This window comes from Cellulosimicrobium sp. XJ-DQ-B-000 (genome assembly GCF_031119065.1).
Classification (GTDB): Bacteria; Actinomycetota; Actinomycetes; order Actinomycetales; family Cellulomonadaceae; genus Cellulosimicrobium; species Cellulosimicrobium funkei.
The window spans coordinates 284,833-297,598 of sequence record NZ_JAVHYN010000004.1; the positions used below are offsets into that span (position 1 = coordinate 284,833).

A 12,766-nucleotide genomic window follows, 5' to 3' on the forward strand; every position below is an offset into this window, starting at 1 on the left:
GCCCCAGGAAGGAGACGGTCGCGTGAGCACCACGGACCCTGCCGCCACGGGCCCGGACGACCCCGCCGAGGGGCCGTCGTCCGCCCCGGGCGGCACGCCGCGCGCGCGTCGCGTCCGGTCCGCCGTGACGGTCGCGCTCGTCCTCGCGCTCGCCGGGGTCATGTTCACGGCGAACGCGCGCCTCGCGCGCGGCGACGAGTCCCGGCACCCGGAGAACCTCGCGCAGCTCGTGGACCGCGAGTCCGACCGCGTGGCCGACCTCGCGACGCAGGTCGACGCCCTGACGGCGGAGGTCGCTGGCCTGTCGCAGACCGGGGACGCGCCCGCCGGCGTCGACCCCGACCTCGCGACGCGCACCGCCGTCGCCGCGGGGACGACGCCCGTCCAGGGTGCCGGCGTCTCCGTGACGCTCGACGACGCGCCCCCCGAGGGCAGCTACCCGGCGGGGATCCGCCCCGACGACCTCGTCGTGCACCAGCAGGACATCCAGTCCGTCGTCAACGCGCTGTGGGCGGGCGGTGCCGAGGCGATGACGCTCCAGGGGCAGCGCGTCACGGCGACGTCGGCGTTCCGCTGCGCGGGCAACATCCTGCTGCTGCACGGCCGCGTGTACTCCCCGCCCTACGTCGTCGAGGCCGTGGGCGACCCCGAGGCCCTGCGCGACGCGCTCGACCGTTCGCCGGGCGTCCAGGTGTACAAGGAGTACGTCGACGCGGTGAACCTCGGCTGGTCGGTCGAGGACGAGAGCGACATCGAGATGCCGGGCTACCAGGGGGCGCTCGAGCTCCGCTACGCGCGCCCGTCCGACGCGGTGGCGTCGTGACCGCGACGACCCCCGCACCGGCCCGCCACGCGGGGCACCGCGGCTCGGGTCGCGGTCCGGTGTCCGCCGTCGTGGGGGTGCTCGGCGAGCTGCTCATCACGCTGGGGATCCTGCTCGGCCTGTACGTCGTCTGGCAGCTCTGGTGGACGGACGTCCAGGCGGACCGCGTCCAGGCGCAGGTGCTCGAGGAGATCCAGGCGCCGACGCCGGACGCGGCGGACGTCGGTACGACGATCCTGCGTGACGACCCGCCCGTCCCCGCCGCGCCCGCGCTCGGCGAGGTGTGGGGCACGCTCTACGTGCCGCGCTGGGACGGCAAGATGATGCCGATCGCGGAAGGCACCGACAAGCGGTCGATCCTCGACCAGGCGATGGCCGGGCACTACCCCGAGACCGTCATGCCGGGCGCCGTCGGGAACTTCTCCCTCGCCGGCCACCGGCAGACGTACGGCAAGATCTTCCACGACGTCGAGGAGCTCGAGATCGGGGACCCGATCGTCGTCGAGGCCGACGGCACGTGGTACGTCTACCGCGTCGACCACATGCAGGCCGTGAAGCCCGACCAGGTCGAGGCGATCGCGCCCGTCCCGTGGCAGCCCGGCGTCGAGCCCACCGAGCGGTACCTCACGCTGACGACGTGCCACCCGATCGGCCTCAACTCGCTCGTCGCGCGGTACATCGTCAACGCGAAGTTCGACTACTGGATGCCCGTCGAGGACGGCACGCCGCCGGAGCTCGTCGGCCAGACCGCTCCCGCCGCCGAAGGAGGCTCGTGATGTACGGGGCGCTGTGGCGCGTGCTGCCCGGCCCGGCGTGGCTGCGGGTGCTGATCCTGCTCGTCCTCGCGGCCGCCGTCGTGCTCGCGTGCTTCGAGTGGCTGTTCCCGCTCGTGTCCGAGTACATGCCGTTCAACGACCCCAACATCCAGACCGACGCCGCCGGCGCAGCGTCCGTGGAGGCCCCGCGATGACCCACCCGACCCGCATCCTCGTCGTGGACAACTACGACTCGTTCGTCTACACGATCGTCGGCTACCTCGACCAGCTGGGCGCGCAGACCGTCGTCGTGCGCAACGACGCGGTGCCGGAGCCCGACGCCGAAGGGCGCTTCCGCGACGCGGACGGCACCGTGTTCGACGGCGTCCTCGTCTCCCCCGGGCCCGGCACGCCGAAGGAGGCCGGGCAGAGCGAGCACGTGATCCGCACGTGCGCCGCGTCGCGCACGCCCATGCTCGGCGTGTGCCTGGGCCACCAGGCCCTCGCCGAGGTGTACGGCGCGACGGTCACGCACGCCCCCGAGCTCATGCACGGCAAGACGAGCCTCGTGGAGCACGAGGGCGAGGGCGTGCTCGCCGGCCTCCCCCACCCGTTCACCGCGACGCGGTACCACTCGCTCGCCGTCGTGAGCGACACCGTGCCCGCCGAGCTCGAGGTGACGGCGACGACCGCCGGGGGCGTCATCATGGGCCTCCAGCACAAGGACCTGCCGCTGCACGGCGTCCAGTTCCACCCGGAGTCCGTGCTCACCGAGGGTGGCCACCGCCTGCTCGCGAACTGGCTCGAGGCGTGCGGCCTGGAGGGCGCCGTCGAGCGCTCCGCAGGCATGGCCCCGCTCGTGCGCCAGTAGCGAGCACCGCGCGGCACCGGCCCCGGTCTGCCGCCTACTCGGACGCGCCGCACGACGACGGGCCCTCACCTCCGTGGAGGTGAGGGCCCGTCGTCGTGGAGGGGCCCGGGGGCGGTGGGTCAGCCCTCGCCGTCTCCGCCGTTGCCCCCGCCGTTCCCGTTGCCGCCGCCGTTGTTCCCGCCGCCGTTGTTCCCACCGTTCGACGGTCCGGGTCCGGTCGAGACGATGAGCGACACCTGGGTGCCGACCGGGACCTCTGCCCCGCCGCGCGGGTCGGACCCGATCACGACGCCGGCCGGCCACTGGTCGGACTCCTGCGTCTGGCGGGTGCCCACGTTGAGCTCGGCACCACCGAGCGCGTCCTTCGCCTGGTCCTCGGTCATCCCGACGAGGTTCGACGGCACCGTCGTCGTCTCCGCCGCGCGCGGGATCGCGACCTTGAGGGTCACGGTCGACCCCTGCGGGACGCTGCCCGCGTTGGGCTGCTGCGAGAGGACCTGGTTCTCCGGCTCGTCGGACTCCTCGTCGCTGCGGTCGATCTTCAGGCCGAGCGCCTCGACGGTCGACTTCGCAGCGTCGAACTGCTGGCCCGTGACGTCCGGCAGGGCGACGAGGCCGCTCGACACGAACAGGTTGACCGTCGAGCCCGCCGGCACGGACTGGCCGGCGCCGGGGTCGGTCTTCGTCACCGCGCCCTTCGGGACGTCCGGCGAGTCCTCCGTGTTGACGTCGCCGACGTTGAGCCCGGCGTCGGAGAGGTACTGCCGGGCCTCCTCCTGCGTCTTGCCCTTGAGGTCCTGGATGGTGACGGCGTCGGGACCGGCCGAGAAGAAGGCGGTGACGGTCACCCCCAGCTCCTGGGTGGTGCCGCCGGCGGGGTCGGTCCGGGTGAACGTGCCCTCGGGCTCCGTGGAGTCCTGGTCGATCGCCTGCGCGTACTCGAAGCCCGCCTCGGTGATCCTCTGCTCGGCCTCCGCGGGCGTGACGCCCGCGGACAGGGTCGGGACGGTGCCGGTCGTCGGCTCGTCCTCGCCCTGGCTGTTGATGACGATCATCGTGATGATCGCGGCGAGCGCGAGCACGCCGACGGCGATGAGCGTCCACATGAGGCCCTTGCGGCTCTTGGGCTGCTCCTCGTCCTCACCCGGTGGCTGCTCCCCCGGCGGGACGGCGGGCGCCGCGCTGGTCGCCCAGGGGTTCGCCGCCGCGGCGGCCGGGGTCATGACCTGCGTCGCGGACTCGACCATCGTCGGCTGGAGGTCGGCGGCCGCGGCGGCAGCGCCGAGGCCCGCGGCGGCGGCCGCGACGCCGAGCGCCGGAGCCGTGATCGACCCGCCGCGCACGGCGTTCTCCAGGTCGGCCCGGAACTCGGCGGCGCTCGAGTAGCGCGCCGTGCGGTCCTTCGCGAGCGCCTTGAGCGTGATGCGGTCGAGCACCTCGGGCACGTCGGGAGCGATCGCGCTCGGCGTCGCGGGCGCCTCGCGCACGTGCTGGTAGGCCACTGCGACGGGCGAGTCGCCGATGAACGGCGGGCGGCCGGTGAGCAGCTCGTAGAGCAGGCAGCCGGTCGAGTACAGGTCGGAGCGCGCGTCGACCGTCTCGCCGCGCGCCTGCTCCGGGGAGAGGTACTGCGCGGTGCCGATGACGGCCTGGGTCTGCGTCATCGTCGCGGCCGAGTCCGCCATGGCACGGGCGATGCCGAAGTCCATGACCTTCACCGCGCCCGTGGGCGTGATCATCACGTTCGCGGGCTTGATGTCGCGGTGCACGATCCCGGCGTGGTGCGAGTACTCGAGCGCGGCGAGCACGCCCGCCGTGATCTCGACCGCCTCGTCGATCGGGACGGCCTGGCCGTCGCGCAGGATGTCCCGCACGGTGTGGCCCTCGACGTACTCCATGACGATGAACGGGACGTGCACCGAGTTGCCGGTGGCGTCCGCGTGGACGTCCTCGCCGGTGTCGTAGACCGCGACGATGGCCGGGTGGTTGAGGGACGCCGCTGCCTGGGCCTCGCGGCGGAAGCGCGCGAGGAAGGTCGGGTCGCGCGCGAGGTCGGAGCGCAGGATCTTGATCGCGACGGTACGACCGAGGCGGTTGTCGTGCCCGATGTGCACCTCGGCCATGCCACCACGGCCGATGAGCTCACCGACCTGGTAGCGCCCGGCAAGCACTCGGGGAGCGTTGTCCACCACTCATTCGTCCTTCGGTGTCGTCGGAGCCGTGGGCGCGTCCGCCCACGGCACAGCTGGCGCAATCATCCCACCCGCGACCCGGCGGCCACGCGGGGAACACCACGATGTCGTCACGATGTCACCCGTCCGGGGAGCGTCTCGGCGTCGGGCACGGCGACCTCGACGGAGGTCTCCGCGCCCCGCACGGGGGCGGCGTCGCCGCCGTCGCCGTCCCTGTCCCCGAGCGTGGCGATCGTCGCGATCACCAGCACGAGCAGGAGGCCCAGGAGGGCGACGAGCGGCCAGGTCAGGCCGTTGGGCAGACCTCCCAGGCGGCGGCCCGTCGTGGTCGACGTGCGGCGCCCCGCGGAGCGCGAGGGCACGGGTGCCGACTGCGACTGACGTCGGGCCTCGGCGCGGGTCGCCGGGGCGACGGGCTCGGCGCGCGTCGAGCCCGCCGGACCCCCGGGCGCGCCGGCCGGGCGCGTACCCGCGCGGGTGGGCTGCGGCCGTCGTGAGGAGCGCGTCGGGCCGTGCATCTCGCGGCGCGGCGGGTACGAGCGCGGGGCGGCCGGGTCGTCCGCCGGGGCCGCGGGGACGGGGCGCTCCCACGGGAGGGCGGGGCCGGGGGCGGCGCCGTCCGGTGCGGGCGGCGCCGGGACGGGCTCGGCGGTCTCCGGGACCGTCCCGCCGTGCCGCCCGAGCGGGCGGACGCGGGTGGCGTCGTCGTCGGGCGGGCCGGGGGGCGTCGCGGCCGACGGCGACACGTCCGCCTGTGCGGCGTGCGCGGCGCGACGCGGCTCGGGGGCGACCCACGGGTTCGCCGGGTCCGTCGCGTGCGGGTCGCGCACCGCGGCCGGGATGACGAGCGGCGTGATGACGGGTGCCGGGTCCGGCTCGGGCGCGGGGACGTCGTCGGCGGTGGGGCGGGCCCGGCGCGCGCGGCGCGTGGGGGCGGGCGCCCCCGTGCGGGCGGACCAGGGGTCGCTCGCGAGGCGCGCGGCGATGCCCTCGAAGACGCGCGCGAGCGCGTCGGCCGGGTGGGGCCGCGCCAGCGGGTCCTTGGCGAGCATGACCATGACGAGCTCGCCGAGCTCCGGGTCGACCGACGTGGGCAGCGGCGGCACCGGCTCGTTGACGTGCGCGACCGCGATGTCCACCGGCGTGGACCCCGTGAACGGGCGGTTCCCCGCGATGGACTCGTACGCGACGATGCCCAGCGCGTAGATGTCCGAGGCGCCGGTGGCGGCCTGGCCGACGGCCTGCTCGGGCGAGAGGTACTGGGCCGTGCCCATGACCATGCCCGTCGCGGTCATCGGGACCTGGTTGGCCGCGAGCGAGACACCGAAGTCGGTGATCTTCACCGTGCCGGAGCGGTCGATGAGGATGTTCCCGGGCTTGACGTCCCGGTGCACGACGCCGGACAGGTGGGCGGCGTGCAGCGCGCGGGCGGTCTGCGCGAGGATCGGCAGGAGCCGCGCGGGCGGGAGCACCGGCTCGCGCTCCAGCAGGTCCGCCATGGGCTCGCCCACGACGAGCTCCATGACGAGGTACCCGGAGCCGTTCGTCTCGCCGTAGTCGTACATCTGCGCGATGTTGGGGTGCGAGAGCGCCGCGCTGTTGCGGGCCTCGGTGCGCAGGCGGTTGAGGAAGTCCTCGTTGCCCGCGTACTCGCTCCGCAGGACCTTGACCGCGACCTCGCGGCCGAGCGCGTCGTCGGCCGCGACCCACACCTCGCCCATGCCGCCGACGGCGATGCGCCGCACGAGGCGGTAGCGGTTGCCGAGCGTCAGCCCCCGGACCGGCTTCATCCGTTCAACACCGCCTCCATGACGGCGCGGGCGATCGGCGCGGCGATCGCGCCGCCCGTCGCCTCGTTGCCCATCGAGCCGCCGTTCTCGACGATGACCGCGACCGCGACCTGCGGGTCGTCGGCCGGGGCGAAGCTCGTGAACCACGCGTGCGGCGCGGCCTCGCCGCCCGTCTCGGCGGTGCCCGTCTTGCCCGCGACCTGCACGCCCGGGATCTGCGCCGCCTTGCCGGAGCCGTTCTGCACGACGCCCACCATCATCTGGGTGAGCTGCTCGGCCGTCGACGGCGAGACCGAGGTGCGCAGACGGCGCGGCTCCGACTGCCGGACCACGTCGAGGTCGGGGTTGCGGATCGTCTCGACGGTGTACGGGGCCATCTGGACGCCGTCGTTCGCGATCGCGGCGGCGACCATCGCCATCTGGAGCGGCGTGACCTTGACCTCGCCCTGGCCGATGCCGGCGCGCGCGATCCCGGCGGCGTCCGCGCCCGGCGTGCCCTCGGCGGGGAAGCGGCTCGGCGTGACGTCCATGGGGATCTCGAGCGAGGCGTCGAAGCCGAAGTCCTCGGCCTGGTCGCGCATCGCGTCCTCGCCGAGGGTCATGGCCAGGTCGCCGAACGCGGTGTTGCACGAGATGCGCAGCGCGTCCGCGAGGGTCATCTCGCCCGTGGGCGAGCAGCGTGTGCCGCCGAAGTTCTTCATCGTCTGCGTCGACTGGGGGTACGGCAGCTCGTCCGGGGCCGGGATCACGGTCTCGGGCGTGTACTGCCCGCTCTCGAGCGCCGCGGCGGAGGTGACGATCTTGAACGTCGAGCCCGGCGGGTACGTGTTGCCGCGGATGGCCCGGTTCGACATCGGGTTGCCCTCGGCGTTGAGCAGCTCCTGGTAGCGCTGGCGCGCGAGGGCGGTGTCGTGCGTCGCGAGCTCGTTCGGGTCGTAGCTCGGCTTCGACACGAGCGCGAGGACGCGGCCCGTCTTCGGCTCGATCGCGACGACGGCGCCGCGCTGGTCACCCAGCGCGTCCCACGCGGCCTGCTGGGCCGCGGGGTCGATCGTCAGCTCGACGGACGCGCCCTGCGGCTGCTGCCCCGTGAAGAGAGCGCTCAGGCGGTCGAGCCACAGCGAGCTCGCCTCGCCGTTGAGGTAGTCGTTCTCCTTGTCCTCGATCTCCGTGCGCCCGTTGGTGAGCGACAGGAAGCCGGAGACGGGTGCGTAGAGCGGGCCGTTCGAGTACTGGCGCTGGAAGCCGAACGCGTCGTCCACCGGCGTCGAGGACGCGATGGCGTCGCCCGCGACGACGATCGGGCCGCGGAACTTGTTGTACTCGCGGTAGATCGTGCGGGCGTTGCGCGAGTCGTTGTTGAGCGAGTCGGCCTGGACGAACTGGATGTACGTCGTCGACACCATGAGCGCGAGGAACATCACGAGGACGACGGTCGCGACGCGACGCAGGGGGACGTTCACCGGGCTCCTCCCCAGGGGTCACGGTCGGTCTCGGCGCCTGCGTCCGGGCGCTGCACGACCTCGGTCCGCAGGTCGTCCGGGTGGTCGGGGACCTCCCCGGCTCGCCCGACGGCGGGCTGGACGCCCGTCGTCGCGCGCGCGGGGCCCGTGGACGGACCGGGGACGGCGGGCGCGCCGACCGTGGTGGGGGCGTCGTCGGGCAGGGCGCCCACGGCCGCGCCGCCGCCCACGACCGCGACCGGGTCGGAGTCGGTGCGGCTGCGCGCCCCGCCGGGCGCGACCTGCCCGCGCACGGGCAGGGAGGAGGGCCGGCGCGCGTCGTCGGAGATGCGCAGCAGCAGCCCGACGACGAGCCAGTTCGCGAGGAGCGACGACCCGCCCTGGGCGACGAACGGCATGGTCAGGCCCGTGAGCGGGATGATCCGCGTGATCCCGCCGACCACGACGAAGAGCTGCCACGCCATGACGAACGCGAGGCCGCCCGCGAGCAGCTTGCCGAACCCGTCGCGCACGCCGATCGCGGTGCGCAGGCCGCGCTCCACGAGGACGAGGTACGCGAGCAGGATGCCGATGAGACCCGTGAGCCCGAGCTCCTCGCCGAGCGACGCGTAGATGAAGTCGGAGAACGCGTACGGGACCGTGCGGGGGTAGCCGGCGCCCCAGCCCGTGCCGAAGAGGCCGCCGTTGCCGAGCGAGAACAGGCCGCCCACGAGCTGGCCCGAGCCACCCGGGCTGCGGCCGAAGATCTCCGGGTCGAACGGGTGCAGCCACACGTCGATGCGCGCCTGCACGTGCCCGAACGTCGACGCCGCGAGCACCGCGCCGACCGCGATGAGGAGCAGACCGATGACGACCCAGCTCACGCGCTCGGTCGCGATGTAGAGCATCGCGACGAACAGGCCGAAGAACAGGAGCGAGGTCCCGAGGTCGCGCTCGAACACGAGGATCGCGAGCGAGACGAGCCAGACGATGATGATCGGCCCGAGGTCGCGCAGGCGGGGGAGCTGGAGGCCGAGCACACGGGGGCCGGCGAGCGCGAGCGTGTCGCGGTTCGTCACGAGGTACCCCGCGAAGAAGATCGCGAACGCGACCTTCGCGAACTCGGCCGGCTGGAGCGAGAAGCCGAACAGGTTGATCCAGATCTGGGCGCCGTTGATGCGGGTGCCCAGGCCCGGGACGAGCGGTAGCGCGACGAGCACGATGCCCGCGATCATCGCGGTGTACGTGTAGCGGCGCAGGGTGCGGTGGTCGCGCAGGAACCAGACGACGGCGAACGCGCAGAGGATGCCCAGCGCGGTCCACTGGAGCTGGCGGGGCGCGAGGTCCTGCTCGCCGCCCGTGACCTGCGAGCCCAGGTCGAGGCGGAAGATCATGGCGAGGCCGATGCCGTTGAGCGCGACGGCGATCGGCAGGATCACCGGGTCCGCGTACGGCGCCTTGAACCGCAGCAGCACGTGCGCGGCGCCCGCGAGCACCACCGTGCCGATGCTGTACACGTAGAAGCGGCCCGGGAGCTCGCCCGTGAGCTGCAGACCCACGAGCGCGTACGCCCCGATGCCCAGCGCGAGCGCGAGGACGAGCAGACCGAGCTCCGCGCCCCGGCCGGGGCGCACCTCGGTGGTCTCCACCGTGGCCATCAGGCCCCCGAGCCGGCGCCGTCGGTGGGCGCGGGGGTCACGGCCGGCGCGTCGGCCTCCGGGGTCCCCGTCGTCGCGTCGTCGGGGGTCCCGCCCGTGGTCCCGTCCGTCGAGCCGTCGGTCGCGGGGGTCTCGGTGGTGTCCTCCGCGGCCTCGGCCACCAGCCGCTCGGCGCGGGCGCGGGCGTCCTCGAGCGACTCCGCGGGGATCGTGGTCTCCAGGCGGTCGACGACGTAGCCCGGCAGGTCGTCGACGCGCGTCCCGGTGAGCTCGATCGGGGTCGACAGCGTGACCGGGCCCGCGTTCTCGGGGATGCCGCGGAACACCGCGACCTGGCCGTCGGCGACGCCCACGTAGTACTGCGACTGCGTCCAGCGGTAGCCCGCCCAGCCCGCGACGCCCAGGCCCGCGACCACGAGAAGGATGGCGACCACGGTGACCCAGCGCCGGGGCGCGCGACCGGGACGCACGTCGTCCTCGTCGTCGCCGGAGCCCTCGGGGGTGGTGCGACCCTCCGCGCCGTCCTCGTCCGCCGCGTCGGCGTCCGGGTCCTCGGCCGGGGCGGTCGCCTTCGTGCTCGCCATGAGCGCGGCCGCGCGGGCCGCCGGGCCGTCCGCGGCCGACGTCGGGGCGTCGCGGTCGATCGCCGCGGACCCGACGACCTGCGCGCCCGTGCCGGGGGCCCCGCCGTCGGGCAGGGCGTCGACGTCCACGACGTCCGCGACGACGACCGTCACGTTGTCCGTGCTGCCCGCGCGCAGCGCGAGCTGGAGCAGGTGGTCGGCGCACGCGTCGACGTCGTCCGTGTCGGCGAGCGTCTGCGCGATGGTCTCCTGGCTGACGAACCCGGACAGGCCGTCCGAGCACAGGAGCCAGCGGTCGCCCGGCTTCGCCTCGCGCACGGACATGTCCGGCGTGAGGTCGATGTCGAAGTCGCCCAGCACGCGCATGACGACGTTGCGCTGGGGGTGGGTCTCCGCCTCGTCCGCCGAGATGCGCCCCGTGTCGACGAGGTGCTGGACGAACGTGTGGTCGGTCGTGACCTGGTTGAGCTCGCCGTCGCGCAGCAGGTAGGCGCGCGAGTCGCCGAGGTGCGCCATGGCGAGCTTGTTGCCGGCGCGCAGGATCGCGGTGACGGTGGTGCCCATGCCGACCAGCTCCGGGTCGGTCACGCTGCGGTCCACGAGGTCCTGGCGGGCGTGGTCGATCGAGCGCTCGAGCTCGGCCAGCGCGTCGTCCGGGCCGTGCGACTCGCCGTCGAGCGGGGCGAGCGCGGCGATCGCGATGGAGGACGCGACGTCGCCCCCCGCGTGTCCGCCCATGCCGTCCGCGACGACGAGCAGGTGCGGGCCCGCGTAGCCGGAGTCCTGGTTGTTGGAGCGCACGAGCCCGACGTCGGAGCGCGCGGCGTAGCGCAGGGCGATGTTCACTGCGGGCTACCTCTGCAGCTCGACGACGGACTGACCGATCCGCACCCGCGTCCCCAGGCCCAGGGGGGTGACCTGGGCGATCCGCTGGTCCTCGACGTAGGTGCCGTTCGTGGAGCCCAGGTCCTCGACGAACCAGGACCCGTGCTGCGGGAAGATGCGGGCGTGGCGCGACGACGAGTAGTCGTCGTCGAGGACGAGCGTGCAGCTCGGCGCGCGGCCGATGAGGATCGACGACGTCGTGAGCGGGATCGTCGTCCCGGTCAGCGGGCCGGCGGTGACGACGAGCCGCGACGGGCCCGCGGGCGCGGCGGGCCGCGACGGCTCCGGGGCGGCGGGGGTGGGGCCCGACGTCGGGCGGGCGGCCGGGGCGGGGGCGCCCTTCTTGCCGCGGCGCGGCGTGATCTTCGTGCCGTACAGGTCCCGACGCAGCACCCCGATCGCGGAGAGCACGAACACCCAGAGCAGCACCAGGTAGCCCAGCCGGAGCAGGGTGAACGTGAGATCGGTCATGCGGGCCGGATCACCACTCCTCGTTGTCGGACGCGCCGGTCCAGAACATGATGCGGGTCCGGCCGATCGTCAGGGAGTTCCCGTCGAGCAGCGTCGCGGCGGGCACCTGGTGGCCCTCGACGAACAGCCCGTTCGTGGAGCCGAGGTCGGTCGCGATCACACCCTCCGGGGTCACGCGGATCTCCAGGTGGCGCCGCGAGACGCCCGGGTCGTCGACGACGATGTCGGCTTCCGAGCCGCGGCCGATCACCGTGACCGGGCCGGTGAGCAGGTAGCGCTGCCCGTCGATGTCGACGAGCGGGTGGCGCGTGCTCGGGGACGCCGTCGTGGCGGGGGCGACGTTGCCGCGCACGCTCGCCGAGCGGAGCTGGAAGCGGCCGACGTCGAGCGTGTCGTTCTGCTCGAAGCTCACGCTCACGGGCCCGACGAACGCGTAGTGCTGCGACGCGGCGTACTGGGTGACGTTCGAGGCCAGCTCGTCGGCGAGCGTCTCCGCGCCCCACCCCTCGACCTGGCCGAAGTCGTCCACCGACAGCTCGATGGTGAACTCGTTGGGCACGACCGTGCGCTCGCGGTCGACGACGGCGGCGCGGTCGTCGACCTCGCGCCGCAGCGCGCTCGCGAGCTCGACGGGCTTGACCTCGCTGCGTCCCACCTTGGCGAAGGCGTTGTTCACGACGCGCTCGACGCCCTTCTCGAAGCGGTCCAGGACTCCCATGCCACCTCCTCCCTCGTGCTCGCTCGTGCCGCGGCCCACGCCGCGCGGATCTCGTCTGCTCTGCCGGCACCCTTCCCTGGTGGCCCCCCGCGCACCCGCGTCCGGGCAGACTACCTAGATCGTATCGATCGCGTCGGACCAGCAGGCCCGTTTCGTCGGACGATTACCGGACGGATGTGGCGCTTTCGTGGCGGAGCGTGTGAACGTCGGGCGTCCGCTCCCCCGCCGAGCACGAGGTTGCCGTCGTCTCGCCGCTCTTCCCGGGAGCGACGACGTGCTCGAGGGCGACGAAGGTCGTGGTCGGCGACGGGGCCACGCCGCGGTGCGTCCGGGTGGCGGGCGTCACGCAGGACGGCGCGGTGCCGGTCGGTCGCCCGCGCCGTGCTAGTCTTCTGCGGCACGCGCGAGTGGCGGAATAGGCAGACGCGCACGGTTCAGGTCCGTGTGCCCGAAAGGGCGTGGGGGTTCAACTCCCCCCTCGCGCACGTGACGAGGTCCCGGTCAGGTCGTCCCTGACCGGGACTTTCGCATTCCCGGCCCGTGCTCTTCCTCCGGGCGGCGCCTCCGGGTTTCGCCC

The 12,766-nt window shown here is 73.9% G+C and carries 11 protein-coding genes and 1 tRNA gene; 5 read left to right on the forward strand and 7 right to left on the reverse strand.

Going from position 1 to position 12,766, the window contains the following annotated elements:
* The first annotated feature begins 22 nt into the window (after positions 1–22).
* Genes RDI86_RS09050 through RDI86_RS09065 form a run of 4 tightly spaced genes read left to right on the forward strand, consistent with a single transcriptional unit; the run spans position 23 to position 2,449 of the window.
* Entirely contained in the window at positions 23–823 is an 801-nt protein-coding gene (locus RDI86_RS09050) for a DUF881 domain-containing protein (RefSeq protein WP_308821214.1), read from the forward strand.
* Positions 820–1,599 carry a class E sortase gene (locus RDI86_RS09055; RefSeq protein WP_061268265.1) on the forward strand — a complete coding sequence of 260 codons (780 nt, stop codon included), beginning with the start codon at positions 820–822 and terminating at the stop codon, positions 1,597–1,599. Before RDI86_RS09050 ends, RDI86_RS09055 begins: the two co-directional genes overlap by 4 nt.
* Complete coding sequence (locus RDI86_RS09060; protein ID WP_034650515.1) at positions 1,599–1,793, forward strand: hypothetical protein; 195 nt, start codon at positions 1,599–1,601, stop codon at positions 1,791–1,793. The genes RDI86_RS09055 and RDI86_RS09060 overlap by 1 nt, the downstream gene beginning before the upstream one ends.
* Entirely contained in the window at positions 1,790–2,449 is a 660-nt protein-coding gene (locus RDI86_RS09065) for an aminodeoxychorismate/anthranilate synthase component II (RefSeq protein ID WP_076404157.1), read from the forward strand. The genes RDI86_RS09060 and RDI86_RS09065 overlap by 4 nt, the downstream gene beginning before the upstream one ends.
* Positions 2,450–2,568: 119 nt before the next feature.
* Here RDI86_RS09065 and pknB read toward each other — a convergent pair whose 3' ends face one another.
* The 7 genes from pknB to RDI86_RS09100 all read right to left on the reverse strand — a co-directional run bounded on the left by pknB (position 2,569) and on the right by RDI86_RS09100 (position 12,189).
* On the reverse strand, positions 2,569–4,641 hold the full coding sequence (pknB, locus tag RDI86_RS09070) for a Stk1 family PASTA domain-containing Ser/Thr kinase (RefSeq protein WP_374990528.1): 2,073 nt from the start codon (positions 4,639–4,641) through the stop codon (positions 2,569–2,571).
* Between the two features lie 110 nt (positions 4,642–4,751).
* Positions 4,752–6,431 (reverse strand): serine/threonine-protein kinase, encoded by a 1,680-nt coding sequence (locus RDI86_RS09075; RefSeq protein WP_211435823.1) that lies wholly within the window; start codon positions 6,429–6,431, stop codon positions 4,752–4,754.
* Positions 6,428–7,894, reverse strand: a complete 1,467-nt coding sequence (locus RDI86_RS09080; RefSeq protein ID WP_076404155.1) for a penicillin-binding protein 2 — start codon at positions 7,892–7,894, stop codon at positions 6,428–6,430. The genes RDI86_RS09075 and RDI86_RS09080 overlap by 4 nt, the downstream gene beginning before the upstream one ends.
* Positions 7,891–9,531: an FtsW/RodA/SpoVE family cell cycle protein gene (locus tag RDI86_RS09085; protein WP_076404154.1), complete on the reverse strand. Its 1,641-nt coding sequence runs from the start codon at positions 9,529–9,531 to the stop codon at positions 7,891–7,893. The genes RDI86_RS09080 and RDI86_RS09085 overlap by 4 nt, the downstream gene beginning before the upstream one ends.
* Entirely contained in the window at positions 9,531–10,961 is a 1,431-nt protein-coding gene (locus RDI86_RS09090; protein ID WP_061268261.1) for a Stp1/IreP family PP2C-type Ser/Thr phosphatase, read from the reverse strand. The genes RDI86_RS09085 and RDI86_RS09090 overlap by 1 nt, the downstream gene beginning before the upstream one ends.
* Positions 10,962–10,967: 6 nt before the next feature.
* Positions 10,968–11,471 carry an FHA domain-containing protein gene (locus tag RDI86_RS09095; RefSeq protein ID WP_076404153.1) on the reverse strand — a complete coding sequence of 168 codons (504 nt, stop codon included), beginning with the start codon at positions 11,469–11,471 and terminating at the stop codon, positions 10,968–10,970.
* A gap of 10 nt (positions 11,472–11,481) precedes the next feature.
* Positions 11,482–12,189, reverse strand: coding sequence for a DUF3662 and FHA domain-containing protein (locus tag RDI86_RS09100; protein WP_021480387.1), 708 nt, complete (start codon positions 12,187–12,189; stop codon positions 11,482–11,484).
* Positions 12,190–12,590: 401 nt separating this feature from the next.
* On the opposite strand from RDI86_RS09100, the gene RDI86_RS09105 reads away from it, so the two are divergent.
* Positions 12,591–12,674: transfer RNA gene (locus RDI86_RS09105), tRNA-Leu, on the forward strand.
* The last annotated feature ends 92 nt before the right edge of the window (positions 12,675–12,766 follow it).